General features: G+C 74.1%; 25 protein-coding genes. 15 read left to right on the top strand and 10 right to left on the bottom strand.

Annotation, left to right across the window (positions count from 1 at the left end; all coding sequences use genetic code 11):
* Positions 1-35 precede the first annotated feature (35 nt).
* Both ACIGHB_RS01230 and ACIGHB_RS01235 read left to right on the top strand, forming a co-directional pair.
* On the top strand, positions 36-1,250 hold the full coding sequence (locus ACIGHB_RS01230) for an acetyl-CoA C-acetyltransferase (protein ID WP_360315894.1): 1,215 nt from the start codon (positions 36-38) through the stop codon (positions 1,248-1,250).
* Between the two features lie 44 nt (positions 1,251-1,294).
* On the top strand, positions 1,295-3,469 hold the full coding sequence (locus ACIGHB_RS01235) for a 3-hydroxyacyl-CoA dehydrogenase NAD-binding domain-containing protein (protein WP_399908495.1): 2,175 nt from the start codon (positions 1,295-1,297) through the stop codon (positions 3,467-3,469).
* Here the strand turns inward: ACIGHB_RS01235 and ACIGHB_RS01240 are convergent.
* From ACIGHB_RS01240 to ACIGHB_RS01250, 3 genes are read right to left on the bottom strand one after another with little or no spacing between them, the layout of a single operon-like run.
* Positions 3,456-4,193, bottom strand: a complete 738-nt coding sequence (locus tag ACIGHB_RS01240) for a MerR family transcriptional regulator (protein WP_388873441.1) — start codon at positions 4,191-4,193, stop codon at positions 3,456-3,458. The genes ACIGHB_RS01235 and ACIGHB_RS01240 overlap by 14 nt on opposite strands.
* Positions 4,194-4,248: 55 nt before the next feature.
* Positions 4,249-4,791 (bottom strand): Clp protease N-terminal domain-containing protein, encoded by a 543-nt coding sequence (locus ACIGHB_RS01245; protein WP_360315886.1) that lies wholly within the window; start codon positions 4,789-4,791, stop codon positions 4,249-4,251.
* On the bottom strand, positions 4,791-5,000 hold the full coding sequence (locus ACIGHB_RS01250) for a helix-turn-helix domain-containing protein (RefSeq protein WP_360315884.1): 210 nt from the start codon (positions 4,998-5,000) through the stop codon (positions 4,791-4,793). Before ACIGHB_RS01250 ends, ACIGHB_RS01245 begins: the two co-directional genes overlap by 1 nt.
* A gap of 127 nt (positions 5,001-5,127) precedes the next feature.
* On the opposite strand from ACIGHB_RS01250, the gene ACIGHB_RS01255 reads away from it, so the two are divergent.
* Positions 5,128-5,583 (top strand): hypothetical protein, encoded by a 456-nt coding sequence (locus ACIGHB_RS01255; protein WP_399908500.1) that lies wholly within the window; start codon positions 5,128-5,130, stop codon positions 5,581-5,583.
* 22 nt (positions 5,584-5,605) lie between these two features.
* Here the strand turns inward: ACIGHB_RS01255 and sph are convergent, their stop codons facing one another.
* Entirely contained in the window at positions 5,606-6,586 is a 981-nt protein-coding gene (gene sph, locus ACIGHB_RS01260; protein ID WP_399908503.1) for a sphingomyelin phosphodiesterase, read from the bottom strand.
* A 172-nt stretch (positions 6,587-6,758) separates the two neighbouring features.
* Here sph and ACIGHB_RS01265 point away from each other — a divergent pair, with 172 nt between their 5' ends.
* Together ACIGHB_RS01265 and ACIGHB_RS01270 are read left to right on the top strand one after the other, a co-directional pair.
* Complete coding sequence (locus tag ACIGHB_RS01265) at positions 6,759-7,250, top strand: hypothetical protein (protein WP_360315875.1); 492 nt, start codon at positions 6,759-6,761, stop codon at positions 7,248-7,250.
* Between the two features lie 169 nt (positions 7,251-7,419).
* Complete coding sequence (locus tag ACIGHB_RS01270; RefSeq protein ID WP_360315872.1) at positions 7,420-8,322, top strand: oxygenase MpaB family protein; 903 nt, start codon at positions 7,420-7,422, stop codon at positions 8,320-8,322.
* 25 nt (positions 8,323-8,347) lie between these two features.
* Here the strand turns inward: ACIGHB_RS01270 and ACIGHB_RS01275 are convergent, their stop codons facing one another.
* On the bottom strand, positions 8,348-9,877 hold the full coding sequence (locus ACIGHB_RS01275) for a M1 family metallopeptidase (RefSeq protein WP_399908506.1): 1,530 nt from the start codon (positions 9,875-9,877) through the stop codon (positions 8,348-8,350).
* A 223-nt stretch (positions 9,878-10,100) separates the two neighbouring features.
* On the opposite strand from ACIGHB_RS01275, the gene ACIGHB_RS01280 reads away from it, so the two are divergent.
* From ACIGHB_RS01280 to ACIGHB_RS01300, 5 genes are all read left to right on the top strand, one after another.
* Positions 10,101-11,408 carry a M14 family metallocarboxypeptidase gene (locus ACIGHB_RS01280; protein ID WP_399908509.1) on the top strand — a complete coding sequence of 436 codons (1,308 nt, stop codon included), beginning with the start codon at positions 10,101-10,103 and terminating at the stop codon, positions 11,406-11,408.
* 116 nt (positions 11,409-11,524) lie between these two features.
* Positions 11,525-11,830 carry a hypothetical protein gene (locus ACIGHB_RS01285; protein ID WP_360315864.1) on the top strand — a complete coding sequence of 102 codons (306 nt, stop codon included), beginning with the start codon at positions 11,525-11,527 and terminating at the stop codon, positions 11,828-11,830.
* Between the two features lie 357 nt (positions 11,831-12,187).
* Positions 12,188-13,825, top strand: a complete 1,638-nt coding sequence (locus ACIGHB_RS01290; protein ID WP_399908512.1) for an ABC-F family ATP-binding cassette domain-containing protein — start codon at positions 12,188-12,190, stop codon at positions 13,823-13,825.
* Positions 13,825-14,562 carry a 2-phosphosulfolactate phosphatase gene (locus ACIGHB_RS01295; RefSeq protein ID WP_399908515.1) on the top strand — a complete coding sequence of 246 codons (738 nt, stop codon included), beginning with the start codon at positions 13,825-13,827 and terminating at the stop codon, positions 14,560-14,562. Before ACIGHB_RS01290 ends, ACIGHB_RS01295 begins: the two co-directional genes overlap by 1 nt.
* The gene (locus ACIGHB_RS01300; protein WP_360322464.1) at positions 14,559-14,963 is read left to right on the top strand and encodes a hypothetical protein; all 405 of its coding nucleotides are present in this window, start codon (positions 14,559-14,561) and stop codon (positions 14,961-14,963) included. Before ACIGHB_RS01295 ends, ACIGHB_RS01300 begins: the two co-directional genes overlap by 4 nt.
* Here the strand turns inward: ACIGHB_RS01300 and ACIGHB_RS01305 are convergent.
* The gene (locus ACIGHB_RS01305; protein ID WP_399908518.1) at positions 14,917-15,342 is read right to left on the bottom strand and encodes a hypothetical protein; all 426 of its coding nucleotides are present in this window, start codon (positions 15,340-15,342) and stop codon (positions 14,917-14,919) included. The two genes, ACIGHB_RS01300 and ACIGHB_RS01305, sit on opposite strands and share 47 nt — an antisense overlap.
* 72 nt (positions 15,343-15,414) lie before the next feature.
* Between ACIGHB_RS01305 and ACIGHB_RS01310 the strand changes: the two genes are divergently transcribed.
* On the top strand, positions 15,415-16,029 hold the full coding sequence (locus ACIGHB_RS01310; RefSeq protein ID WP_399908521.1) for a TetR/AcrR family transcriptional regulator: 615 nt from the start codon (positions 15,415-15,417) through the stop codon (positions 16,027-16,029).
* Positions 16,030-16,300: 271 nt separating this feature from the next.
* On the opposite strand, the gene ACIGHB_RS01315 is transcribed toward ACIGHB_RS01310, so the two are convergent.
* Together ACIGHB_RS01315 and ACIGHB_RS01320 are read right to left on the bottom strand one after the other, a co-directional pair.
* Positions 16,301-18,745, bottom strand: coding sequence for a Tex family protein (locus ACIGHB_RS01315; RefSeq protein WP_399908524.1), 2,445 nt, complete (start codon positions 18,743-18,745; stop codon positions 16,301-16,303).
* A gap of 130 nt (positions 18,746-18,875) precedes the next feature.
* Positions 18,876-19,742: a hypothetical protein gene (locus ACIGHB_RS01320; protein ID WP_360321598.1), complete on the bottom strand. Its 867-nt coding sequence runs from the start codon at positions 19,740-19,742 to the stop codon at positions 18,876-18,878.
* 325 nt (positions 19,743-20,067) lie between these two features.
* Between ACIGHB_RS01320 and ACIGHB_RS01325 the strand changes: the two genes are divergently transcribed.
* Positions 20,068-21,090: a GlxA family transcriptional regulator gene (locus ACIGHB_RS01325; protein ID WP_399908528.1), complete on the top strand. Its 1,023-nt coding sequence runs from the start codon at positions 20,068-20,070 to the stop codon at positions 21,088-21,090.
* Between the two features lie 13 nt (positions 21,091-21,103).
* On the top strand, positions 21,104-21,745 hold the full coding sequence (locus ACIGHB_RS01330; protein ID WP_399908531.1) for a DJ-1/PfpI family protein: 642 nt from the start codon (positions 21,104-21,106) through the stop codon (positions 21,743-21,745).
* A gap of 3 nt (positions 21,746-21,748) precedes the next feature.
* Here the strand turns inward: ACIGHB_RS01330 and ACIGHB_RS01335 are convergent, their stop codons facing one another.
* The gene (locus tag ACIGHB_RS01335; protein ID WP_360321607.1) at positions 21,749-22,501 is read right to left on the bottom strand and encodes an enoyl-CoA hydratase/isomerase family protein; all 753 of its coding nucleotides are present in this window, start codon (positions 22,499-22,501) and stop codon (positions 21,749-21,751) included.
* 71 nt (positions 22,502-22,572) lie between these two features.
* Between ACIGHB_RS01335 and ACIGHB_RS01340 the strand changes: the two genes are divergently transcribed.
* Together ACIGHB_RS01340 and ACIGHB_RS01345 are read left to right on the top strand one after the other, a co-directional pair.
* Positions 22,573-23,268, top strand: coding sequence for an HdeD family acid-resistance protein (locus ACIGHB_RS01340; protein ID WP_399908534.1), 696 nt, complete (start codon positions 22,573-22,575; stop codon positions 23,266-23,268).
* A gap of 130 nt (positions 23,269-23,398) precedes the next feature.
* Positions 23,399-23,914, top strand: a complete 516-nt coding sequence (locus tag ACIGHB_RS01345; protein WP_360321613.1) for an ATP-binding protein — start codon at positions 23,399-23,401, stop codon at positions 23,912-23,914.
* Here the strand turns inward: ACIGHB_RS01345 and idi are convergent.
* On the bottom strand, positions 23,880-24,512 hold the full coding sequence (idi, locus tag ACIGHB_RS01350) for an isopentenyl-diphosphate Delta-isomerase (protein WP_399908538.1): 633 nt from the start codon (positions 24,510-24,512) through the stop codon (positions 23,880-23,882). The genes ACIGHB_RS01345 and idi overlap by 35 nt on opposite strands.
* Positions 24,513-24,620: the final 108 nt, after the last annotated feature.

Here is a 24,620-nt window from a genome sequence, read left to right on the forward strand (position 1 = left end):
CGCTCCTCGCAAACCCTCACCGCGAAAGGCTTCCCGTGAGCACCGAAGCGTACGTGTACGACGCGATCCGCACCCCGCGCGGACGCGGCAAGGCCAACGGCTCCCTGCACGGCACCAAGCCCATCGACCTGGTCACCGGCCTGATCCGCGAGATCCAGACCCGCAACCCCGGCCTCGACCCGGCCGCCGTCGACGACATCGTCCTCGGCGTCGTCGGCCCGGTCGGCGACCAGGGCTCCGACATCGCCCGGATCGCCGCCATCGCCGCCGGGCTCCCCGAGACCGTCGCCGGCGTCCAGGAGAACCGCTTCTGCGCCTCGGGCCTCGAAGCGGTCAACATGGCCGCCATGAAGGTCCGTTCCGGCTGGGAGGACCTCGTCCTCGCCGGCGGCGTCGAGTCCATGTCCCGCGTCCCGATGGCCTCCGACGGCGGCGCCTGGTTCGCCGACCCGATGACCAACCTGGAGACGAACTTCGTCCCGCAGGGCATCGGCGCCGACCTCATCGCCACCATCGAGGGCTTCAGCCGCCGCGACGTCGACGAGTATGCCGCCCTCTCCCAGGAGCGTGCCGCGACCGCCTGGAAGGAGGGCCGCTTCGCCCGCTCCGTCGTGCCGGTCGTCGACCGGGCCGGGCTGACCGTCCTCGACCACGACGAGTTCATGCGGCCGGGCACCACCGCCGACTCCCTCGCCCGGCTCAAGCCGTCCTTCGCGGACATCGGCGAGCTCGGCGGCTTTGACGCGGTCGCGCTGCAGAAGTACCACTGGGTCGAGGAGATCGACCACGTCCACCACGCCGGCAACTCCTCCGGCATCGTCGACGGCGCCTCCCTCGTCGCCGTCGGCTCGAAGGAGATCGGCGAGCGGTACGGGCTGGCGCCCCGCGCCCGGATCGTCGCCGCCGCCGTCTCCGGCTCGGAGCCCACCATCATGCTCACCGGCCCCGCCCCGGCCGCCCGCAAGGCGCTCGCCAAGGCCGGTCTCACCATCGACGACATCGACCTCATCGAGATCAACGAGGCATTCGCCGCGGTCGTCCTCCGCTTCGTCAAGGACATGGGCGTCTCGCTGGACAAGGTCAACGTCAACGGCGGCGCGATCGCGCTCGGCCACCCGCTCGGCGCCACCGGCGCGATCATCCTCGGCACCCTCGTCGACGAGCTGGAGCGCCAGGACAAGCGCTACGGCCTCGCCACCCTCTGCGTCGGCGGCGGCATGGGCATCGCCACCATCGTCGAGCGCGTCTGACCACCCCGTCCGCACCCGCACACGGCCACCGGAGAAGCATCAGCATGAGCGAGAGCACCACCATCCGCTGGGAGCAGGACGCCACGGGGATCGTCACCCTCGTCCTCGACGACCCGAACCAGTCCGCCAACACCATGAACCAGGCGTTCCGCGCGTCGATCACGGCCGTCGCCGACCGCCTGGAGGCCGAGAAGGACTCCGTCCGCGGCGTCATCTACACCTCCGCGAAGAAGACCTTCTTCGCCGGCGGCGACCTCAAGGACATGATCCAGGCGGGCCCCGAGCACGCCGGGCCCATCTTCGAGGCCGCGATGGACATGAAGCGCGCCCTGCGCCGCATCGAGACCCTCGGCAAGCCCGTCGTCGCCGCCCTCAACGGCGCGGCCCTGGGCGGCGGTTACGAGATCGCGCTCGCCTCCCACCACCGGATCGCGCTCGACGCCCCCGGCTCCAAGATCGGCCTGCCCGAGGTCACCCTCGGCCTGCTGCCCGGCGGTGGCGGCGTCACCCGCACCGTCCGCCTCATGGGCATCACCGACGCCCTGCTCAAGGTCCTCCTCCAGGGCACCCAGTACACGCCGAAGCGCGCCCTCGACAACGGCCTGATCCACGAACTGGCCGCCACCCCCGAGGAGATGATGGCGAAGGCCATCGCCTTCATCGACGCGCACCCGGAGTCCGCCCAGCCCTGGGACGTCCCCGGCCACCGCATCCCCGGCGGCACCCCGTCGAACCCGAAGTTCGCCGCCAACCTGCCGGCCTTCCCCGCCAACCTGCGCAAGACGCTGGCCGGCGCCCCCTACCCGGCCCCGCGCAACATCATGGCCGCCGCCGTTGAGGGCTCCCAGGTCGACTTCGAGACCGCGCAGGTCATCGAGTCCCGGTACTTCACCGAGCTGGTCACCGGCCAGACCGCGAAGAACATGATCCAGGCGTTCTTCTTCGACCTCCAGGCCGTCAACTCCGGCGCCAGCCGCCCCAAGGGCGTGGAGAAGCGCCAGGTCCGCAAGGTCGCCGTGCTCGGCGCCGGCATGATGGGCGCCGGCATCGCCTACTCCTGCGCCCGCGCCGGCATCGAGGTCGTCCTCAAGGACGTCACCGACGAGGCCGCCGCCAAGGGCAAGGGGTACTCGGAGAAGCTGTGCGCCAAGGCCGTCGCCCGGGGCCGTACGACCCAGGAGAAGGCCGACGCCCTGCTCGCCCGCATCACGCCCACCGCCGACCCGCAGGCCCTCGCGGGCTGCGACGCGGTGATCGAGGCCGTCTTCGAGGACACCGCGCTCAAGCACAAGGTCTTCCAGGAGATCCAGCACATCGTCGGCCCCGACGCGCTGCTCTGCTCCAACACCTCCACCCTCCCGATCACCGTCCTCGCCGAAGGGGTCGAGCGCCAGGGCGACTTCATCGGCCTGCACTTCTTCTCGCCGGTCGACAAGATGCCGCTGGTCGAGATCATCAAGGGCGAGCGCACCGGCGACGAGGCCCTGGCCCGCGCCTTCGACCTGGTCCGCCAGATCAACAAGACGCCGATCGTCGTCAACGACTCGCGCGGCTTCTTCACCTCCCGCGTCATCGGCCACTTCCTCAACGAGGGCGTCGCCATGGTCGGCGAGGGCATCGAGCCCGCCTCGATCGAGCAGGCCGCGGCCCAGGCCGGCTACCCGGCCAAGATCCTCTCCCTGATGGACGAGCTGACCCTCACCCTCCCGCGGAAGATCCGCACCGAGACGAGGAAGGCGATCGAGGACGCGGGCGGCGTCTGGGTCACCCACCCCGGCGAGGCCGTCATCGACCGCATGGTCGACGAGTTCGGCCGCCCCGGCCGCAGCGGAGGCGCCGGCTTCTACGACTACGCCGAGGACGGCAAGCGCGGCAAGCTCTGGCCGGGCCTGCGCGAGCACTTCACCAAGCCCGGGTACGAGATCCCCTTCCGCGACATGCAGGAGCGCATGCTCTTCGCGGAGGCCCTGGACACCGTCCGGCTCCTGGAGGAGGGCGTCCTGACCTCGGTCGCCGACGCCAACATCGGCTCCATCATGGGCATCGGCTTCCCGGCCTGGACCGGCGGCATCCTCCAGTACATCAACGGCTACGAGGGCGGCGTCGCCGGCTTCACGGCGCGCGCCCGCGAGCTGGCGGAGACGTACGGCGAGCGCTTCGCCCCGCCGGCCCTGCTGGTGGAGAAGGCGGAGCGGGGCGAGACCTTCACGGACTCCTGAACGCGGACCGCAGCTCCTCGCTCAGCGAGCGCTGGAACGCGGTGACGAGGGCCTGGACCACCATCGGCTGCATGTGCGCCGAGAGCGACTTCATCGCGGTGAGGTGGTCCGGGTCCTCCCCGTTCTCCCGGTACGGGCTCCACACCTCCTCCTGGAACAGCCGCGCCAGCTCCTGCGCGGCGGACCGGGCGTGGGCGAGGAGCACCGTCCGGGAGGCGAGGATGGTCTCGTGCTCGATGGGCACGTCGAGGAGCTCGACGCCGAGCCGCAGCAGGGACCCGTCGAGCCGGAACGCCCCGTCGTCACCGCTCGCCTCCAGCACCCCCATGGCGGCGAGCCGTTCGAGGTCCCGGTCGGCCAGCTCCCGTCCGGCGCGCCGCTCCAGCTCCCGCCGGGTGATCGTCTCGGCGGACTCCGGCGCCCACGACGCCACCAGCGCCCGGTGCACGGCGAGGTCCTGCGCGCTGAGCTCGGGCGGCAGCTGCTCCAGGTACCGCTCGATCGCGGCGAGCGTCATGCCCTGCCGCTGGAGCTCCTCGATGAGCGCGAGCCGGGCCAGGTGCCCGGGGCCGTACCGCCCGACCCGGCGGGGGCCGATCACCGGCGGCGGCAGCAGCCCCCGCGTCCCGTAGAAGCGCACCGTCCGCACCGTGACCCCGGCCCGCGCGGCCAGCTCGTCGACGGTGTATCCGGGCGGCAGTCCCTCGTCGCTCGCGTCCTCCATGGTGGAACAGTATTGCTGTCTCACCAGTGCTGTGAAAGACCCCGGGCCCTCCGGGTCACAGCGGTGCGGGTGCCGTGAGGGCCGAGTCGACGGACGCGTACGTCACGCCGTGGTCGGCCAGGGCCTCGGCGACCACCCCGCCGGTCGTGGTGAGGGCGAGGAGCAGGTGCTCGTCGCCGATCTCGCGGTCCTTGCGGGCCAGTGCGACCCGGAGCGACTTCTCCAGCACGGTCTTCGCCTCGCGGGAGAAGGTGCGGCGGCCGGAGGCCCTGGGGCCGCCGGAGAGCGCCCCGGCCCCGTGGGTCTCCTCGACACGGGCGACGATCGCGCCGACGTCGATCCCGAGGCCGGCCAGCGCCTCCGCGTCGGCGCGGGACAGGCCGGCCCGGCGCCGGGCGTCGGCGAGGGCGTCGAGCAGGGCGGGGCGGCGGTCCCGGGGGCAGAGCCGGGCGAGCGCCGCCGCCGCGCGGGTGTCCTCCCGGTCGAGCAGCGCGAGGAGCAGGTGCTCCGGGGTGACGGTCGCCGCGTCACCCCGCTCGGCGTGCTCGGCGGCGCCCTTCACCACGGCGCGCGCGGCCTTCGTGAACCGTTCGAACATCACTGCCTCCCGTACTTCTTGTGGACGGCCTGCCGGCTGACGCCCAGCTCGGTCGCGATCTCCTGCCACGACCAGCCCTGGTTGCGCGCGCTGCGCACCTGGACGGCCTCCAGTTGTTCCAGCAGTCGCCGCAGCGCGGAGACGGCCCGCAGCCCCACCCGGGGGTCCCGGTCGCCGGCCCGCGTGGCGAGATCGGTCGCATCACTCATGGTGTCAATCTAGGTTGACACCCTTCGCATGTCAACCCCGGTTGACACCCTCGGTGTCGGTCCGGGGTCCGGCCGGGGGTTAGAGTCGGCGGCCGGTCCGCGTCCGCGGGCGGAACAGGGGAGTGGGATGTACGCGCAACTGAGGGAGACCGCTTCGGAATTGGCCGGAGTCCTGTGGCGGGAGCACACGGTCTACCGGGAGCGGGGCGGGGGTGTGGTGATCCGCGGCGAGCACGTGCGGCGGTGGATCAGCCTGGCGCCCACGGGCGGCAAGGACCGGGCGCTGCTGCGGGCCGGACGGCTGCTCGACGGGGGGACGACGGCCCCGGCGCGTACCGAGATCGTGGTGGACCTGACGGCGCCGGTCTCCGAGCTGGCCGCCGTCTGCCGGCGGATGCTCGCCGAGGTCGCGGCGGCGGCGGAGCCCCCGGCCGCCGGGCCCTCCCGGGCCGGACGGCGGACGGAGCGGGCCCCCAAGGCCAAGGGCCGGCACACGGGTGCCGGCTCCTGGGTCGTCCTGGTGCTGGTCGGCATAGCCGTGGCCGCCTGGGCGTACACCGCCTTCGGCGGCCCCGGCTACTGAGCCGCGGGCCCGGGCGGCCGGCTCAGAAGCCGGTCACCGGGTAGTGGTCCGACAGGTTGGTGTACGTGTGCGAGGTGCCCCAGCTGGTGACCGTCCACGGCGCGGACGACTCCAGGACCACGTGGTTGGTCCAGTTCGCCGGGCGGGCGTTCCCGGCCCGGTACAGCACGTAGTCCAGGTCCTCGCGCGGGTCGTCCGGGTAGCGCTCCGCCGCGATCGAGTTCAGCTCGGTGTCGAAGGAGTACGGGTGACCGGTGCGGGCGTCCGCGCCGGCCAGACCCGCGTCGGCGAGCATCGAGGCGTACTCGGGGGAGTGCGAGTCGACGTTCATGTCACCCGCGACGATCACCTGCTCGCCCGCCGGGATGTTCTTGGCGTCGAGGAAGGCGTCCATCGCCTTGAACTGGCGGCTGCGCATCTGCGCCGCCTCGCCCGCCGCGCAGCCCGGGTCGGTGGACTGGGCGTGGGTGCCGACGACGTGGACGCGGCTGCCGTTCACGTCGAGGACCGCGTAGGCGAAGCCCTTGTTCGAGTACCAGTCGGCGCCGCAGGCGTCCTTGTAGACGTACTGCTCCTTGCGGACGATCGGCCACTTGCTGAGGATCGTGACGCCGCCGTCCTCGGGCGTCATCGCCGCGTAGGACCCGCCGGTCGCGTCCCAGCCGCTCTTGGAGCGGCCCACGACGGGCGTCTGGTGCGGGTACGCGGCGGCGGCGTTCGCCTTGAGGGCGTCCGAGGAGGAGTTGTCGAAAGCCTCCTGGACCACCACGACGTCCTGCCCCTGGAAGAACGGGGCCGCGGGTATCGCCCTGGCCCGGTGGTCCTGCCCCCAGTTCGGGTAGAGGGTCTTGCTGAAGAGGAAGGCGTTGTAGGTGAGCACCTTGAGGCGGGGCGGCCCGTCCGGCGCCGCCGAGGCGGCGGGGGCGGTCGCCGCCAGGGTGGCGGCGGCGAGCGCCAGGGACACGGCGGCACCGGGGATACGGCGGAACGTGCTGAGGGACACGTGAACTCCCGACGAGAGGTGGGGGGTTGTACTCGGCGCGCGCCATCCAACCAGCCGTAGTTACCTTCCGGTAGCCTCCAGGTGCCGGGAATCTTGCCCGCGTCGTACGAGCGCGCCAACGATCACGGGGGTGTACGATCCGCCCGTTCCGCGACCAGGTAGGATGCGCGCCATGACGACCCTCGCCTCCAACGCCAAGATCTTCGACATGGACCTCGGCCCGCTGAACCCGGTCCTGGCCGAGCTCATCCTCGGTTTCGCCGTCTTCTTCCTCACCTTCTTCTTCCTGGCGAAGGTGATCCTCCCGAAGATCAAGCGCACGATCGAGGAGCGCGAGGACGCCACCGAGGGCGCCACCGGCCGCGCCGACGACCTGCGCGCCGAGGCCGCCGAGATCCGCGCCCAGTACGAGGCCGAGCTGGCCGAGGCCCGCCACGACGCCGCCCGGATCCGCTCCAAGGCCGTCGAGGAGGGCTCCTCCGCCATCGCCGCCGCCCGCGCCGAGGGCCAGGCCGAGCGCGACGCCATCCTCGTCGCCGGCGCCGCGAAGATCACCGCCGAGCGCGAGGCCGCCGAGCGCGAGCTCAACGCCGACGTCGACGCCTGGGCCCGCGCCCTCGCCGGCCGCATCGTCGGCGAGCCGGTCGGCGCCGACCGCGCCTGACCGCGAACCACCACACCGGGGCCGTTCCCGGGGCGAGAGCCCCAGGGGACGGCCCCGGCGTCGTACGCCCCGAAGGCGCCCCCGAGGTGCACCCTGGAGAGGCGGCCACCGAGGCGAAAGGCAGGGGGACATCCCCGGCCACCGAGGCGAGAGACAGGGGGACACCCGTATGAGCACCAGGTCCGGCACCGAGGCCCGGGAGCGCGCCGCCGGCGGGCGGCGGGCCCCCGACCCCGCCCCGCCGCCCGTCGGCGGCGTGCTGTGGAGCGTCGCCGGGGACGTCCGGGCGCTGCTCATGCTGCCCGCCGCGCTCACCATGCAGGTCGCGCACCCGGCGATCGGCGCCGGCGTCGACGAGCACTCCGTCTTCCGCACCGACCCCTGGGGGCGTGGGGAGCGCTCGCTGCGCTCCGTCCAGCTCTGGGTGTACGGCGGCGACGAGGCCGCCGCCGAGGGGCGCCGGCTGCGCGCGCTGCACCGGGACATCCAGGGCACCGACGCGCACGGGCGCCGCTACCACGCCCTCACCCCCGCCTACTACGCCTGGGTCCACGCCACCGGCTACCCCGTCTACCGGCACGGCCTCGCCCTGCTCCACCGCCCGCTCACCGAGGCCCAGGACCGCGGGCTGTACGCCGAGTGGCTCCGGGTCGGCCGGATCCTCGGCATCCACGACCGGGACATGCCGCAGACCCCCGAGGAGTTCTGGCCCTACTACCGCCGGGTCCTCGCGGAGGAGCTGGAGGCCACCGCCGTCGTCCGCGAGCTCATCGACCCGGACGCCCCCGTGCCCGCGCCCGACCGGGGCCCGCTGCTCCTCCGGCTCGCGCTCCGCCCCCTCTGGCCGCTGCTCCGCCGCCCCTTCCAGCGCGTGCGCGCCTTCCTCACCGTCGGCCTGATGCCGCCGGACGCCCGCGCGGCGATCGGCCTGGAGTGGACGCCGGAGCAGGAGCGCAGGCTGCGCCGCTTCGCCCGGATCGTCCGGGTCGTCGTTCCGGTCCTGCCCGAGCGGCTGCGCTATCTGCCGCTCGCCCGGCGCGCCCGGGAGGCCGCCCGCCGCGCCGCGCGCTGACGGACGGCCCCCGAGGGGCACCGGCTCAGTGGTTCTCGTGGTCGTGGACCGTGTTCGTCGCGGCGATCTTCTTCCACGACCTCGGCTGCGCGGGCTCCGCCCGGAGGTGCTCCGGCGCCGCCGCCCGCGCCGAGGGGGCCGCGGGCGCCGCGGCCGGCGACGGACCGGCGGCCGGCTTGCCGGGCTCGTACAGCCAGGTGTCGAAGAGCGCCGCCAGCGGCTTGCCGGAGATCTGCTCGGCGTACCGGACGAAGTCCGCGACCCGCGCGTTCCCGTGCGCGAACCGCTGCGGCCAGCCCTTCAGGATCGCGAAGAAGTCCTCGTCGCCGATCTCGTTCCGCAGCGCCTGGAGCGCCAGCGCGCCCCGGTCGTACACCGCGATGTGGAACTGGGCGTCCGGCCCCGGGTCGCCGGGCTTCACCGTCCAGAAGGGGTCCTCGGCCGTCCGCGTGGCGTACACGTAGTCCGCCAGCTCCTGGGCCGTGCCCTCGCCCTCCTTCTCCGACCACAGCCACTGGCTGTAGCGGGCGAAGCCCTCGTTGATCCAGATGTCCTTCCAGTCGCGCACCGAGACGCTGTCGCCGTACCACTGGTGGGCCAGCTCGTGCACGACCACCGACACGTTGGCGCCGTTCGCGAACTGGCGCGGGCTGTAGAACGGCCGGGTCTGGGTCTCCAGCGCGTAGCCGCTGGTCACGTTGGGGACGTAGCCGCCGAGCGCGTTGAAGGGGTACGGGCCGAAGACCCCCTCCAGCCACTCCGCGACCTCGGCGGTCCGCTCGATCGAGGCGCGGGCCGCGCCCGCGTTGTCGCCGAGGTCCTTGCTGTACGCGTTGAGGACGGGCAGCCCGTTCGCGGTCCGGTCCGTGGTGATGTCGAACTTCCCGACCGCGAGCGTGGCCAGATAGGTCGCCTGCGGCTTGTTCGAGCGCCAGTTGAAGCGGGTCCAGCCGAGCCGGGAGGACTGCGACTGGAGCACGCCGTTGCTGATGGCCTGGGTTCCGTCCGGCACCGACACCGACACGTCGAAGGTGGCCTTGTCGCGCGGGTGGTCGTTGGACGGGAACCACCAGGCGGCCGAGTCCGGCTCCTGCGCGGCGACCCCGCCGTCCGGGGTGCGGTGCCAGGCGGACCAGCCGTCGACCTTGAAGTCGGAGGGCTTGCCCGCGTACCTCACCACCACCGTGACCTGCTTGTTCTTCGGCAGTGGCACCGCGGGGACGATCTCCAGCTCGTGCGCGCCGGTCGCCCTGAACACCGCGAGGCGCCCGTCGACCCGCACCTCCGACGCCTTCAGTCCCAGGTCCAGGTTGAAGCGCGAGAGGTTCTGCGTGGTCGTCGCCAGGATCGTCGCCGTGCCCTCCAGGAGGTCGGTCGCCGGCTGGTACTTCAGGCGCAGGTCGTAGTGGGAGACGTCGTAGCCGCCGTTGCCGCTGGCGGGGTAGTAGGAGTCGCCGATGCCCGGTGCGCCCGGGACGTAGTCGGCCGCCGATGCCGGGATCGCCAGCAGCAGGGAGGCCGCGAGGGCGCTCGGAACGATGATTCTGCGGTGCACGGGTGTTCTCCAAGTCGTATGAGACGCAGGCGGCGTAAGACGCGTGGGTGGGCGTCGGTCCTTAGTTCGTACGCTTTCGGACTCTATGAACCACGCGACGCAGGGTCACGTAAAGAGCGCGTCCCGTCACACGATCGCCATTCGGCCGACATGAACCGCCGGTTCACCCGTTTCCCGTACACGGTCTTCCGCCCCGCCCGGCGCGGCGAGTACGTTCCCGCCCATGCCGAAGCGATTCCGCGCCGCCCGCCGCGTCCTGGCCCTCGCCACCGGGGCCGCCGTGCTCGGACTGCCCCTCGTCACCGCCCCGGCGAAGGCGGCGGGACCCGAGCGGCCGGCTCCGCCCCGGACCGGCTTCGAGACGAGCGGCGGCGCCCGCTGGACGACCGAGGCGGAGGAGCGGGACTTCCTCGCCGCCGTCGACCGGGGCAGCGACCGGGTCACCGTCACGACCCTCGGCGTCACCGAGCAGGGCAGACCGCTCCGGCTCGCCGCGCTCGGGCCCGCGCACGGCGCCCCCGCCGTCCTGCTCGTCTGCGGCCAGCACGGTGACGAACCCGCCGGCCGGGAGGCGTGCCTCACCACCGTCCGGGACCTCGCCCATACCCGCGACCCCGGCACCCGGCGCCTCCTCGCCCGCACCACCGTCCTCGTCCTGCCCAACGCCAACCCCGACGGGCGCGAGGCCGACACCCGCGGCAACGCCGCCGGCATCGACGTCAACCGCGACCACCTCGCCCTGCGCACCGCGGAGGCCCGCGCCCTCGCCGCCGTCGTCCGCGACCGGCGCCCCGACCTCGTCCACGACCTCCACGAGTACGAGGCCACCCCCGGCTACTACGACAAGGACCTGCTCGCCCTCTGGCCGCGCAGCCTCGACGCCCACGCCCGGGTCCACGCCGAGTCCCGCACCCTCTCCGAGGAGTACGTCCGGCCCGGCGCCGGCCGCGCGGGGTACACCCACGGCGTCTACGGCATCTGGACCGACCCCCTCACCGGACGCCCGGTGAAGCAGGTCGCCGGCGACGGCCAGGAGCGGATCCTGCGCAACACGGCCGGGATCAAGCACATGACCGCCCTCCTCGCCGAGACCCGCGAGGACCCGCTCGGCGCGGCCGAGGAGCGCGACCCGGCGCTCAACCAGCGCCGCAGGGTCGCCACCCACCTCACCGCGCTGAGGGACGTCTTCGCGTACGTCTCCGAGCGGGGCGGCCCGCTCGCCGCCGCCTCCGCCGCCGCCCGCCTCACCGGCCTCGCCGACCGAGGCCCCGTCTACCTCGGCGGCGCCGACAACGACCCGCCCGAGGCCGCCGAGATCCTCGCCGACCCGCCCTGCGGCTACCACCTCGACGCGGCGCAGTACGCCGAGGCGGGCGACGAACTCGCCCTGCACGGCGTGACCGTGAGCCGCAGGCCCGGCGGCGGCGCCTTCGTGGCGCTGCGCCAGTCCCAGCGGATGCTCGTCCCGCTGCTGCTCGACGCCCGCGCGACCTATCACCTCGTCAGTGGGCGTCCTGTGGAGGAGTGTTGACGATCGGGTGGATACGGCGGGGCATGTCCGATCGGCCCCTTCGCTCCAGGTAAAGTTACCGGTCGGTATTGACCATGCCTCATGCGGGCCCGTACGGCCCCGACTTGGAGAACCACATGCACCACGCGACGCGTGCGCGCCGCACCCTGCCCGCCCTGTTCGCCACGACGCTGCTGGCCGGGGGCCTGCTGCTCGGGCAGACCGCCGCCGCCCCGGCGGCCGAGGCGGCACCGCACCGCACCTGCAACGTCCAGCAGTTGAAGAACCAGGCGCAGGACGAGCGCCAGCGGGCCGCCCAGCTCAAGCGCCTCGGCGCCCGCGAGGAGTCCCGCCGCGCCTACGCCCGCGCCGAGGCCCTCGACAAGCGCGCCAAGCAGTGCGCCCGCTCCGAGGACGTCGTCGCCCCGCCCCTCTGGAAGTGACCGGGCGGCGGGACGGCTCCCGTCCCGCTCTCCCGCCGAAGGCCCCCGTCCCTCCGGACGGGGGCCTTCGCCCGCTCGGCCCACCGAGGTGCCTTCGCCCGCTCGGCCCACCGAGGTGCCTTCGCCCGCTCAGCCCACCGAGGTGCCTTCGCCCGCTCGGCCCGCCGCCCGTGCCCGCGCCGGCCGTCCGCGCCGGCTGCCCGCTCGTGCCCGGGACCGCCGCCCGTGCCCGCCGCCCCTGCCCGGGACCGCGCCGGTGCCCGCCGCGCCCCTGCCCGGGACCGCGCCCGCGCCCGCCGCCCGCGCCCCGGACCGTACCCCGGCGCCCCCGGCCGTCCACGTAGGATGCGTGGTCTGATGACTGCCACTCTCGTCGCCAAGGACCTCGCCGCCGGCCACGGCGAACGCACCCTCTTCGCCGGGCTCGACCTCGTCGTCGCCCCCGGCGACGTCATCGGCCTCGTCGGCGTCAACGGCGCCGGCAAGTCCAGCCTGCTGCGGCTGCTCGCCGGGCTCGACACCCCCGAGGAGGGCGAGGTCAGGCTCTCCCCGCCGACCGCGACCGTCGGCCACCTGCCGCAGGAGCCCGAGCGGCGCGCGGGCGAGACCGTCCGTGAGTTCCTGGCCCGCCGCACCGGCGTCGCCGCCGCCCAGGCGGCGATGGACGAGGCCACCCAGGGCCTCGTCGACGGCACCCCCGGCGCCGACGACGCGTACGCCACCACCCTGGAGCGCTGGCTGGACCTCGGCGGCGCCGACCTCGATGAGCGCGCCGAGGAGGTCACCGCCTCCCTCGGCCTCACCGTCGGCCTCGACCAGCCGATGACCGGCCTCTCCGGCGGCCAGGCCGCCCGCGCGGGCCTCGCCTCCCTCCTCCTCTCCCGCTACGACGTCTTCCTCCTCGACGAGCCGACCAACGACCTCGACCTGGACGGCCTGGAGCGCCTGGAAGCCTTCGTGAAGGGCCTGCGGGCCGGCACCGTCGTCGTCAGCCACGACCGCGAGTTCCTCACCCGCACCGTCACCAAGGTCCTCGAACTCGACCTCGCCCAGCAGCAGATCACCCTCTACGGCGGAGGCTACGACGCCTACCTGGAGGAGCGGGCCACCGCCCGCCGGCACGCCCGCGAGGAGTACGAGGAGTACGCCGACAAGAAGACGGCCCTGGAGAGCCGCGCGCTCATGCAGCGCAACTGGATGGACAAGGGCGTCCGCAACGCCCGCCGCAAGGCGGGCGACAACGACAAGATCGGGCGCAAGCTGCGCGGCGAGTCCAGCGAGAAGCAGGCCGCCAAGGCCCGCCAGACCCAGCGCATGATCGAACGCCTGGACGTCGTCGAGGAGCCCCGCAAGGAGTGGGAGCTGCGCATGGAGATCGCCGCCGCCCCCCGCTCCGGCTCCGTCGTCGCCACCCTCCGCGATGCCGGGGTGCGCCGCGGCGACTTCACCTTCGGACCGGCCACCCTCCAGATCGACTGGGCCGACCGGGTCGCCGTCACCGGGGCCAACGGCGCCGGCAAGTCCACCCTCCTCGCCGCCCTCCTCGGCCGCCTCCCGCTCGACTCCGGGGACGCCGTCCTCGGCTCCGGAGTCGTCGTCGGCGAGGTCGACCAGGCCCGCAAGCTCTTCCACGGCACCGAGACCCTCCTCGACGCCTTCTGCGCGGCCGTCCCGGAGACCGAACCGGCCGAGGTCCGCACCCTGCTCGCCAAGTTCGGCCTCAAGGCCGACCACGTGCTGCGCCCCGCCACCACCCTCTCCCCGGGCGAGCGGACCCGCGCCGCGCTCGCCCTCCTCCAGGGCCGGGGCGTCAACCTCCTCGTCCTCGACGAGCCCACGAACCACCTCGACCTGCCCGCCATCGAACAGCTGGAGTCCGCCCTCGACACCTACGAGGGCACGCTCCTCCTGGTGACCCACGACCGCCGCATGCTCGACGCGGTCCGCGTCAACCGCCGCGTCGAGGTCGCCGACGGCAAGGTCACCGAAGTCTGATGGCCGTCGCCTTCGGCTGGGGGCCCGTCGAGGCGCGGGCCCTCGCCCCGGCCTGCGTGGTCGTCGTCGACGTCCTGTCGTTCACGACGACCGTCGGCGTCGCCGTCGAGGGCGGCACGGCCGTCCACCCCTACCGCTGGCGGGACGCCACCGCCGCCGCGTACGCCCGCGAGAAGGACGCCGTCCTCGCCGTCGGCCGCGGCGAGGCCACCGCGGCCCATCCGTGGTCGCTTTCCCCGGCCGCCCTGCGCGCCGCCCCCTCGCCCTGGCCCGCCCGGTTGGTCCTGCCGTCCCCGAACGGCTCCACGATCGCCGCCGGGGCCGCGGCGGACGGCGCGACGGTGATCGCCGCCTCGCTGCGCAACCGCACCGCCGTCGCCGAACGGATCCTCCGGGACGGATACGGCTCCGAGGCGCGCCCCCTCGCCGTGATCGCCGCCGGCGAGCGGTGGCCGGACGGCTCGCTGCGCCCCGCCCTGGAGGACCTCCTCGGGGCCGGAGCGGTCCTCGACGCCCTGCGCGCCCTCGCGCCGGGGCTCCCCCTGACCCCGGAGGCGACCGCGGCGGCCACGCTGTGGGCGGCCACGGAGGACCCGGCCGCCGCCTTGCACGGCTGCGACTCGGGTCGTGAACTGTACGAGTACGGCTGTCCCGGGGACGTGGCCGTGGCCGCCGAGACCGACGGCTCCACGACCGTGCCGGTCCTCGTGGACGGCGCATTTACGGAGGCACCATGACCGACGACAGCGTGACCCGGCTCCTCGCGATGCTGGACGACCTCGACGCGGACGTCGACGCGACGATCGACCTCGCCGACGAGATCGCCGCCGGCGGCGACCGGGCCCTGCTGCCGCGCCTGGAGTCCGAGCTGGACCGGGCCGTCGCCGAGCGCAACGGCTACGCCCGCGAACTCCTCGGCGGCCTCGTCGCCGCCCTCGGCGGCCCGACCACCCTCCCGGTCCTCGTCCGCGCCTCGGCCGCCGACCTCGGCGACGACCAGGACGGCCTGGCCACGGAGATCGTCGACCTGGTCCAGGCCGACCCGAAGACCGCCGAGCGGGTCCTGCGGCCCCTCACCGAGGACGACGATCTCACGATCGCCAACCGGGCCGACTGGGCGCTCCGCTTCCTGCCGTGACCCCCGCGGCGGCGGGTCCGGCCGCGAGCAGCGCGGCGAAGACGAGCGGCGCCAGGGCCTGGTAGCCCACCCAGATCTCGCCCCCGGCCCCGCCGCCCCGCCACGCCACCAGCGCGCCCGCCGCCGTGGCGAGCGCCCATCCGGTGTCGTACGCCGCCATCAGCGGCAGATACCTCCGGACCGGCCGGCGGTTGCGCAGGGCGAGCTCCACGGCGCCCCCGAGCAGCAGCGCCGCGCCGGCGACCGCGCACAGCGCGCCGGACACGCCGAGCAGGCGGCCCGCCGGCACCGCCCCGGCGAGGAAGGCGCCGCCGAGCAGCAGCTTCACGATCCCGTCCGCGACGATCCCCGCCGCCATGACGCCCCGGGCCTTCTCCATCGCCGTCTCCCCGCTGTCCGGTGGTGCGCGCAGAATCCGTAATCGCGTTACTAGAATAAACTCATTATGAGAATGTCGAGAGCGGAGACCAAGGAGCGCAACCGCCGCGCCCTCCTGGACGCGGCGGGCGAGCTCGTCGCCCGGGACGGCTACCGGGCGCGGCTGGACGAGATCGCCGAGCGGGCCGGCCTGACCACCGGCGCCGTCTACTCGCTGTTCGGCAGCAAGAGCGGACTCGTGACCGCCCTGGTCGCCGACCGGCTCGGGCCGTACTACGAGGAGATCGCACGCGCGGTGCCGGAAGGTGCCGACCTCCTCGGTGCCGTGGACGCCCTCGCGCGCCACCACCGGCGGGGCTGGGAGGCGCCCGGGGCGCGGGCCGTCGTGGGCCTTCAGATCACCCTGCTCGACATGGCCCTGCGTGACGACGCCCTCGGGGAGCGGCTCGCGGTCGCCGTCCGGGAGCAGGACACGCACCTCGCCGAGCTGCTCACCGGGCGGCGGCACGGGAAGGGCACCGTCCCGGCCGAGCGGGCGCGCCGGCTCGCCCTCGCCCTCCGGGCGCTCTTCGTCGGGCTCGGGCAAGGCGTCGTGCTCGGCCTGGCCCCCGGAGCCGACGAGGAGCACGTCGCCGCCGCGGCCCGCGCCCTCGCGGAGGGCCTGACCACAGAGCCCGCCACGCCCTGACCCACACCCACGCGCACCCTTGGCCCGCCGCGTACCAGGGCCGAGGGCGGCCCCGCCCCCGGCGTACGGGCGCTCCGGCAGGTCCCGGCCCCACCCACACCGCGCGCGCCGCACCCTGGCCCGCCGCGTACCAGGGCCGAGGGCGGCCCTGCCCCCGGCGTACGGGCGCTCCGGCAGGTCCCCGCCCCGCCGTGTACGCCGGACGCCCCCGGCCCCGCCGTGTGGGCGGGGCCGGGGGCGTCCGGGGTGTCCTGGGCGTGCGGCGCGGGGGTCAGCGGCGCTTGCCGCCGCCCTCGCCGAGGAGGCCCGCCTTGCGGAGGGCGTCGGCCATCGCGCTGTTCGCGGGCGCGGCGGACTGGCCCCGACCCTGGCCCTGGCCCTGGCCCTGGTTCTGCCCCCGGCTCTGCCCCTGCGCCCGGCTCTGCCCCTGGCCCTGGCTCCGGCCCTGGCCCCGGTCGCGGCCCTGGCCGCCCTGGCGCTGCTGGGGCGGGCGGCCGCCCCGGTCGCGGCGCTGACCGCCGGCGCCGTCCCCGCCGTCCTCGGCCACCGCCTCGTCGTCGAGGCGCAGCGTCAGCGAGATCCGCTTGCGCGGGATGTCGACGTCGAGAACCTTCACCTTCACCACGTCACCCGGCTTCACCACGTCCCGGGGGTCCTTGACGAAGGTCTTCGACATGGCGGAGACGTGCACCAGACCGTCCTGGTGCACACCGACGTCCACGAACGCGCCGAACGCGGCCACGTTCGTCACCACGCCCTCCAGGACCATCCCCGACACCAGGTCGCCGATCTTCTCGACGCCCTCCTTGAAGGTCGCGGTCTTGAACGCGGGCCGGGGGTCTCGGCCCGGCTTCTCCAGCTCGCGCAGGATGTCCGTGACCGTCGGCAGGCCGAAGGAGTCGTCGACGAAGTCGGCCGGCCGCAGCGACCGCAGGGTGCCGGTGTCGCCGATCAGCGCGGCGACCTCGCCGCCGGTGGTCTTCGCCATCCGCCGCACCACCGGATACGCCTCCGGGTGCACCGACGAGGCGTCCAGCGGGTCGTCGCCGCCCCGGATGCGCAGGAAGCCCGCGCACTGCTCGTACGCCTTCGGGCCGAGCCTGGCCACGTCCTTGAGCGACTTGCGGGAGCGGAAGGGGCCGTTGGCGTCGCGGTGCGCCACGATGTTCTCCGCGAGGCCGCCGCTGATCCCGGAGACCCGCGAAAGCAGCGGCGCGGAGGCGGTGTTGACGTCCACCCCGACACCGTTGACGCAGTCCTCGACGACCGCGTCGAGCGAGCGCGACAGCTTCGCCTCGGCGAGGTCGTGCTGGTACTGGCCGACGCCGATCGACTTCGGGTCGATCTTCACCAGCTCGGCCAGCGGGTCCTGGAGGCGCCGGGCGATCGACACCGCGCCGCGCAACGACACGTCCAGGCCGGGGAGTTCCTGGGAGGCGAAGGCGGAGGCCGAGTAGACGGAGGCGCCCGCCTCCGAGACCATCACCTTGGTCAGCTGCAACTCGGGGTGCTTCGCGAGGAGTTCACCGGCGAGCTTGTCGGTCTCGCGGGAGGCCGTGCCGTTGCCGATGGCGACCAGCTCGACCGCGTGCTCCTTCGCGAGCCGGGCCAGCTTCGCCAGCGACTCGTCCCACTTGTTGGCGGGGACGTGCGGGTAGATCGTGTCGGTGGCGACGACCTTGCCGGTCGCGTCGACCACCGCCACCTTCACCCCGGTACGGAAACCGGGGTCGAGGCCCAGCGTCGCCCGGGTGCCCGCCGGGGCGGCGAGCAGCAGGTCCCGCAGGTTCGCCGCGAAGACCCGGACGGCCTCGTCCTCGGCGGCCGTCCGCAGCCGCAGCCGCAGGTCGATCCCGAGGTGCACCAGGATCCGGGTGCGCCAGGCCCAGCGGACCGTGTCCTGGAGCCACTTGTCGCCGGGGCGCCCCCGGTCGGCGATGCCGAAGCGGCTCGCCACGATCGGCTCGTACGACGACGGCCCCTCGGTGGGCTCCTCCGGCTCCAGGTCCAGGCTGAGCACGTCCTCCTTCTCGCCGCGCAGCATCGCGAGGACCCGGTGGGAGGGCAGCGCCGTGAACGGCTCGGAGAAGTCGAAGTAGTCGGCGAACTTCGCTCCGTCCTGCTCCTTGCCCTCGCGGACCTTCGCCGCGAGCCGGCCCCGGCCCCACATCCGCTCGCGCAGCTCGCCGATGAGGTCGGCGTCCTCCGAGAACTTCTCGGTGAGGATCGCCCGCGCGCCCTCCAGGGCGGCCGAGGCGTCCGCCACGCCCTTGTCCGCGTCCACGAAGGCGGCCGCGGCGGCGGCCGGCTCCACCGACGGGTCGGCGAGCAGCCCCTCCGCCAGCGGCGCGAGCCCGGCCTCCCGGGCGATCTGCGCCTTGGTCCGCCGCTTCGGCTTGAACGGCAGGTAGATGTCCTCCAGGCGCGCCTTGGTGTCGGCGGCCAGGATCCTGGCTTCGAGCTCCTCGGTGAGCTTGCCCTGCTCGCGCACGGAGTCGAGCACGGCGGTCCGCCGGTCCTCCAGCTCCCGCAGGTAGCGCAGCCGCTCCTCCAGGGTGCGCAGCTGCGCGTCGTCGAGCATCTCGGTCGCTTCCTTGCGGTAGCGCGCGATGAACGGCACGGTGGAGCCGCCGTCGAGCAGCTCGACGGCGGCCCTCACCTGTCGCTCGCGTACGCCGAGCTCCTCGGCGATCCTTGCTTCGATGGACGTCGTCACGGTGTCCCGACTCGCCTTCTCGTGCCTACTGCTTGCACCGGCATTCTGCCGGGTCGGTCACCCGTACGCGGCAACCGACCCGTCCTCGCGCGCGCCGGGCCGCCACGGGATGCGGCCCGGCCCCGCCGGCTCAGCCCTTGCCGACGAGGTCGGCGGGGAAGGCGCCCGCGCCCGCGGCGGCGATCAGGAAGCCGCGGCCCAGCTCGGTGAGCCGCTCCACGCCGGCCGCGCCGAGGTGCTCGTAGGGGGCGGAGTCCAGGCGGTCCGTTGTCTCCTCCAGCTCGTCCCGCAGCCGGCCGCCGGCCTCCGTCAGCTCGCCGTCGGCGTCGAGGAGCCCGCGCTCGCGCAGCCGGTCCCGGGCGGCCTCCCAGTCGGCACGGCGCCAGCCCCGGGTGCCGAGGACCCAGCGCGGCGCCATGCCCTTGCCGGTGGCGGTGTGGGAGGCGAGCGCCTCGACCGGGTCGAGGCCGGCGGCGAGCAGGGCCGCAAGGTGGCCGTCGCCCCGGTGCTCGCGGAGCAGGGTCGCCGCGTGCCAGTAGGCGAGGTGCGGCTCCTCGGGCACGGGCAGGTCGGCGTTGGCGGAGTAGAGCGGGCGGGCCTGCCGGGTACACGCCTCGGCGGCCTTGAGGGCGAGCCCGGCGGCCTCGGCCATCTCCGGGGAGGCGACGGCCTCGTCGCCGAGCAGCCGGCGCAGGGTGGCGTCGGCGGTGCGCAGGCGGGCGTCGAGGACGGCGGCGGGGGCGGCGGTCTCCCAGACGGCCGGCAGGTGCTCGGCCAGCAGCTCCCACTTGTAGTTGTAGAAGGTCGCGGCGACCGTGCCGGCGCCGACGGCGCCGAGCGGGGCGGAGCGGGCGGCGAGCCGCATGGCGGCGGGGTCGGTGAAGCCGAGCGCGCCGAACTCCCGGTCCAGGTCGGGGGAGAAGTACAGCGTCGAGTGGAGCGGGTTCAGGGCGTTGTGGCAGCGGCGCCCGGCGCGCGGCGGCAGTGAGGTCGTCATGACACCAGAACCTAACCGACTGCTTGGTACGGAGGGAACAGCCCCCCGTCCTCCTGCCACGGGATGACAGGCCCCGGCCCTCCCGCCACCGCACGGCAGGAGAAAACAGCCCCCGAGACAGCCCCCGAAACAGCCCCCGAGACAGACCTCGAAGCAGCCCCCGAGACAGCCCCCGAAACAGCCCCCGAGACAGACCTCGAAGCAGCCCCCGAGACAGCCCCCGAAGCACCCCTCGAAGCAGCCCCCCGCCTCCCGTCACCGGATGGCAGGAAAGGTGGGGTCGTCGTCCTTGCGGCCATACCCGGCGGGCCCGAAGGATGGAGCCATGACCCCGCGCCCCGTCCTCGTCGTCCTCTTCGACGGCGTACAGAGCCTCGACGTCACCGGCCCCGTCGAGGTCTTCCACGCCGCCGGCTGGGCCGCGGGCGCCGAGGCGGACCCGTACCCGATCCGTACCGCCTCCCTCGACGGCGGGCCGGTCCGCACCAGCAGCGGCCTGCGGATCCTCCCCGACACCGGGCTCGCGGAGGCCGTCGCGGGCGGGCCGCCGCACACCCTCGTCGTCCCCGGCGGCGAAGGGACCCGGGGCAGCGACCCGGACCTCGTCGACTGGCTGCGCACCCACGGCCCGCGCGCCGAGCGGCTCGTCTCGGTCTGCACCGGGGCGCTCCGGCTCGCCGAGGCGGGGCTCCTGGACGGCCACCGGGCCACCACCCACTGGATGGCCTGCGAGCACATGGCCCGTCGCTATCCGGAGGTCGACGTCGACCCGGAGCCGATCTTCGTCCGGGACGGCCGGATCGCCACCTCCGCCGGGGTCACCGCCGGCATCGACCTGGCCCTCGCGCTGGTCGAGGAGGACCTGGGCCGGGAGGCGGCCCTGACCATCGCCCGGCTCCTCGTGGTCTTCCTCCGCAGGCCCGGCAACCAGGCGCAGTTCAGCGCCCAGCTCGCCGCCCAGACCGCGCGCCGCGAACCGCTGCGCGACGTCCAGACGTGGATCGCCGAGCACCCGGACGGGGACCTGTCGGTCGAACGGCTCGCCGCCCGCGCCCGGCTCTCGCCCCGCCACTTCGCCCGCGCCTTCCACGCCGAGACCGGGGTCACCCCGGGCCGCTACGTCGACCGGATCCGCCTCGAACACGCCCGCAGGCTCCTGGAGGAGACCACCCGCGGCGTCGAGGAGGTCTCCCGCGCCGCCGGCTACGGCACCCCCGAGGCGATGCGCCGCGCCTTCACCAAGGCGCTCGGCACCGCCCCGGCCGACTACCGCCGCCGTTTCCACGCGCCCCTCGTCCCGCCGGGCACCACGCCCGCCACACCGTCCGTCACCGCACCCGCCAGCTGAAAGGGCTCACACCGTGCAGATCGCCATCCTGCTCTTCGAGGGCTTCACCTCGCTCGACGCCGTCGGACCGTACGAGATGCTCTCCCGCCTCCCCGGCGCGGAGACGGTCTTCGTCGCCAAGGAGGCCGGCCCGGTCCGCAACGACCAGGGCAACCTCACGCTCTCCGCCGAGAAGTCCCTGGCCGACGTCCCGCACCCGGACATCGTCCTCGTCCCCGGCGGCCCCGAGACGCGTCGGGCCGCGCACGACCCGGAGATCCAGCGGTGGCTCCGTACCGCCGACGCCACCAGCACCTGGACCACCTCGGTCTGCACCGGCTCGCTCCTCCTCGCCGCCGCGGGACTCCTCACCGGCCGGCGCGCCACCACCCACTGGCTGGCCTTCGACGAGCTGCGCGAGCTGGGCGTCGAGCCCACCGGCGAGCGGGTCGTCTTTGACGGCAAGTACGTGACCGCCGCCGGCGTCTCCTCCGGCATCGACATGGGCCTGCACCTGCTCGGCCGGATCGCGGGCGACGAGACCGCCATGACGGTCCAGCTGCTCACGGAGTACGACCCGCAGCCCCCGTACGACGCGGGCTCCCCGCTCAAGGCGCCGGCCGAGCTGGTGGCGCGCTGGCGGGGCGTGGCGACCGAGGAACTGCCCCAGGGCTGAGCCTCAGAGCCCGTACGTGAAGCGGGGCGCCCGGCGCTCCAGGAAGGCGGCGACACCCTCCGCGGTGTCGCCGCTGCCGTGCGCCTGCGCGGCCCAGTGGGCGTCCCGGTCGAGGCGCCCGTCGGCGAACTCCTTGGCCGCCGCCTGGGTGAGCAGCGAGCGCGAGACGAGGATCCGGCAGAACTCCTCGACCCGCTTCGCCAGCTCCTCCGCCGGGTGCGCCTCGTCGACGAAGCCGGTCCGCAGCGCCCGCTCGGTGTCGATCAACTCGCCGGAGAAGAGCAGGTACTTGGCGGTGGCCGGGCCCACCAGGGCGGTGAGCCGGCGGGTGGAGGAGGACGGGTAGACGATGCCCAGCTTGGCCGGGGTGATCCCGAAGCGGGCGCCCTCGGCCGCGAAGCGCAGGTCGCAGGCGCCGGCCAGCTGGCTGCCGCCGCCGACGCAGTAGCCGCGGACGGCGGCGAGGGTCGGCTTGGGGAAGGCCGCGAGGGCCTCCTCGGCGCGGACCGCGAGCGACTGCTGCTCGTCGCCCGGTTCGCGCAGCGTGGAGATGTCGGCGCCGGCGCAGAAGGTGTCGCCCGCGCCGGTCAGCACGAGCACCCGGACGGCCGGGTCGGCGGCGAGGCGGTCGAGCGTGCCGGGCAGCGACCGCCACATGCCGGCCGTCATCGCGTTGCGCTTGGCGGGGTTGGTGATGACGAGGGTCGCGACCCCGTCCGTGACGGTGTCGACGAGCCGGGGCTCCGCGGTCTCCATGGCCGGATGCTATCCACCGGTGCCGAACGTACGATCAGGAAGGGGTCGTCAGGCAGCCGTGAGGAGGCGCGATGGCCAGGGAGACCCGGGACGACGGCCGTGATCCCGTGCAGGAGATGGCCCGCGAGGGCAAGCGCCTCGGGCGGAGCTTCGGCTGGCTCGCCGCGCTCGGCGTGATCCTCGTGATCTGCGGGATCGTCGGCCTGGTCTACACCGGGCTCGCCACCCTGACGTCCATGTGGCTCTTCGGCTGGCTGCTGCTGATCGGCGGCCTGGTGGGGCTCCTCCAGGCGTACCAGTCACGCGGCACCAGCTACTTCTGGCTGGCCGTGGTGGTGGCGGCGGTGAACCTCGCGGCCGGCTGCGTGGTGCTGCGGCACCCGGAGGGCACGGCCGAGGCGCTGACGATGTTCGCGGCCCTGCTCTTCCTCACCGGCGGGGTCTTCCGGCTGGTGGGCAGTCTGGTGGTGCGCGGACCGCAGTTCGGCTGGACCCTGTTCCAGGGCGCCTTCGGGCTGCTGCTCGGCCTGCTGGTCCTCTTCGACTGGCCGGACAGCACCCGGTACGTCATCGGCGTCTTCTTCTCGCTGGCGCTGCTCTTCGACGGCCTCGGGCTGATCGCGATCGGCGTGGGCGGCCGGCGGATCATCGATATGGTCACCCCCCAGCCGGAGGAGAGGTCCGACCTGGACACGAAGCCGGAACCGGCCACGCAGCCGCCCCCGGCGCCCCCCACGGAAAACGCGCAGGATCAGTCGAACAACTGACGTCGGCATACGCCACCGATCAGAAGGTGGCCGATAGGTGTCGACTTCTGGTCAGTAGGTCGGGAGACCCCTCCGGATTGCCAAGACTCGCAGTGTGGCGAGAATCGAGCACGAGGGTGGGAACCGGACCATGGAGACCCGCGGAGGTGTCCCCGCCCGGCCACCGTCCTACGAAGGAGTCTGGCGCTTCACCGCTCCCGCGGTCGACGTCTCCGTCCCCCAGGCCCGGCACGCGGTACGCGACCTGCTGGCCCGCCAGGGAGTTCCGGTCCACGAGGACATCCGGCACGGGCTGTTGCTGATCGTCTCCGAGCTGGTGACCAACGCCGTGCGGCACGCGGCGCTGCTCTCCCCGGAGATAGCGGTCGAGGTGGCCATCGGGCCCGAGTGGGTGCGGGTGTCCGTCGAGGACAACCACCCCTACCGGCCCAAGGCCCTGGAGGCGGACTACGGCCAGACCGGCGGCCGGGGACTGCACCTGGTGAAGGAGATCGCCCTGGAGTCGGGCGGCGCCTGCGACGTCGAGCACACCGCGGGCGGCGGCAAGATCATCTGGGCGGCCCTGCCCCTGGCCCCGATGGCACCGGGGCCGGGGACGGCAGACGGCCGGGTCACCAGCCCCCGGCAGGACCCGTCAGCTCCCTGATCGCCGGGCGGGCCGCGTCGAGCACCGTCATGAACCAGGCGGAGAACGGCGCGGCCGCGTGCCGCTCGGCCAGCTCGGCCGGGGTGACGAAGGCGTACTCGCCGATCTCCTCCGGGTCCGGCTTCGGCACGGCCTGCACGAGACCGACGAAGAGGTGGTTGAACTCCTGCTCCACCAGACCCGAGGCCGGGTCCGGGTGGTTGTAGCGGACCGTGCCGGCCTCGCCCATCAGGCTGGGGGAGACGCCGAGCTCCTCGAAGGTGCGCCGGGCGGCCGCCGCGAAGGGGGCCTCGCCCGGGTAGGGGTGGCCGCAGCAGGTGTTCGACCAGACGCCGGGGGAGTGGTACTTGCCGAGCGCCCGGCGCTGGAGCAGCAGCCGGCCCTCCTCGTCGAAGAGGAAGACCGAGAAGGCGCGGTGCAGCTGCCCGGGGGCCTGGTGGGCGGCGAGCTTCTCCGCCGTCCCGATGGTGTTCCCGGCCTCGTCGACCAGTTCCAGCATGATCGGCTCCGGGGTGGCGGACGGCTCCGCGCCGTTCGCCGAGAGCTTCGGCGCAAGCCCCGGCGCGATCGCGGCCGCGGTGCCCTGTGTGGTCGGCATACCCATCCTTCGCTTCGGTCCTCGGCCCGTGGGGGCCACCCCAGTCTGCCGTACAAAACCGGCTTGTCCGCACTTCGGCGGCCGGGGCCCGCCGCTCCCACCGCACCG

It is taken from the genome of Streptomyces sp. NPDC085460 (assembly GCF_044541975.1).
Taxonomy (GTDB): domain Bacteria; phylum Actinomycetota; class Actinomycetes; order Streptomycetales; family Streptomycetaceae; genus Streptomyces.

Coding starts and splice junctions, on each gene's coding strand:
- ACIGHB_RS01320 (WP_360321598.1), bottom strand. CDS start 19,742: ATGACGACCTCACTGCCGCCGCGCGCCGGGCGCCGCTGCCACAACGCC.
- ACIGHB_RS01245 (WP_360315886.1), bottom strand. CDS start 4,791: ATGTTCGAACGGTTCACGAAGGCCGCGCGCGCCGTGGTGAAGGGCGCC.
- ACIGHB_RS01290 (WP_399908512.1), top strand. CDS start 12,188: ATGACTGCCACTCTCGTCGCCAAGGACCTCGCCGCCGGCCACGGCGAA.
- ACIGHB_RS01325 (WP_399908528.1), top strand. CDS start 20,068: ATGACCCCGCGCCCCGTCCTCGTCGTCCTCTTCGACGGCGTACAGAGC.
- idi (WP_399908538.1), bottom strand. CDS start 24,512: ATGCCGACCACACAGGGCACCGCGGCCGCGATCGCGCCGGGGCTTGCG.
- ACIGHB_RS01340 (WP_399908534.1), top strand. CDS start 22,573: ATGGCCAGGGAGACCCGGGACGACGGCCGTGATCCCGTGCAGGAGATG.
- ACIGHB_RS01255 (WP_399908500.1), top strand. CDS start 5,128: ATGTACGCGCAACTGAGGGAGACCGCTTCGGAATTGGCCGGAGTCCTG.
- ACIGHB_RS01345 (WP_360321613.1), top strand. CDS start 23,399: ATGGAGACCCGCGGAGGTGTCCCCGCCCGGCCACCGTCCTACGAAGGA.
- ACIGHB_RS01335 (WP_360321607.1), bottom strand. CDS start 22,501: ATGGAGACCGCGGAGCCCCGGCTCGTCGACACCGTCACGGACGGGGTC.
- ACIGHB_RS01270 (WP_360315872.1), top strand. CDS start 7,420: ATGAGCACCAGGTCCGGCACCGAGGCCCGGGAGCGCGCCGCCGGCGGG.
- ACIGHB_RS01240 (WP_388873441.1), bottom strand. CDS start 4,193: ATGGAGGACGCGAGCGACGAGGGACTGCCGCCCGGATACACCGTCGAC.
- ACIGHB_RS01295 (WP_399908515.1), top strand. CDS start 13,825: ATGGCCGTCGCCTTCGGCTGGGGGCCCGTCGAGGCGCGGGCCCTCGCC.
- ACIGHB_RS01310 (WP_399908521.1), top strand. CDS start 15,415: ATGTCGAGAGCGGAGACCAAGGAGCGCAACCGCCGCGCCCTCCTGGAC.
- ACIGHB_RS01235 (WP_399908495.1), top strand. CDS start 1,295: ATGAGCGAGAGCACCACCATCCGCTGGGAGCAGGACGCCACGGGGATC.
- ACIGHB_RS01305 (WP_399908518.1), bottom strand. CDS start 15,342: ATGGAGAAGGCCCGGGGCGTCATGGCGGCGGGGATCGTCGCGGACGGG.
- ACIGHB_RS01265 (WP_360315875.1), top strand. CDS start 6,759: ATGACGACCCTCGCCTCCAACGCCAAGATCTTCGACATGGACCTCGGC.
- ACIGHB_RS01300 (WP_360322464.1), top strand. CDS start 14,559: ATGACCGACGACAGCGTGACCCGGCTCCTCGCGATGCTGGACGACCTC.
- ACIGHB_RS01280 (WP_399908509.1), top strand. CDS start 10,101: ATGCCGAAGCGATTCCGCGCCGCCCGCCGCGTCCTGGCCCTCGCCACC.
- ACIGHB_RS01250 (WP_360315884.1), bottom strand. CDS start 5,000: ATGAGTGATGCGACCGATCTCGCCACGCGGGCCGGCGACCGGGACCCC.
- ACIGHB_RS01285 (WP_360315864.1), top strand. CDS start 11,525: ATGCACCACGCGACGCGTGCGCGCCGCACCCTGCCCGCCCTGTTCGCC.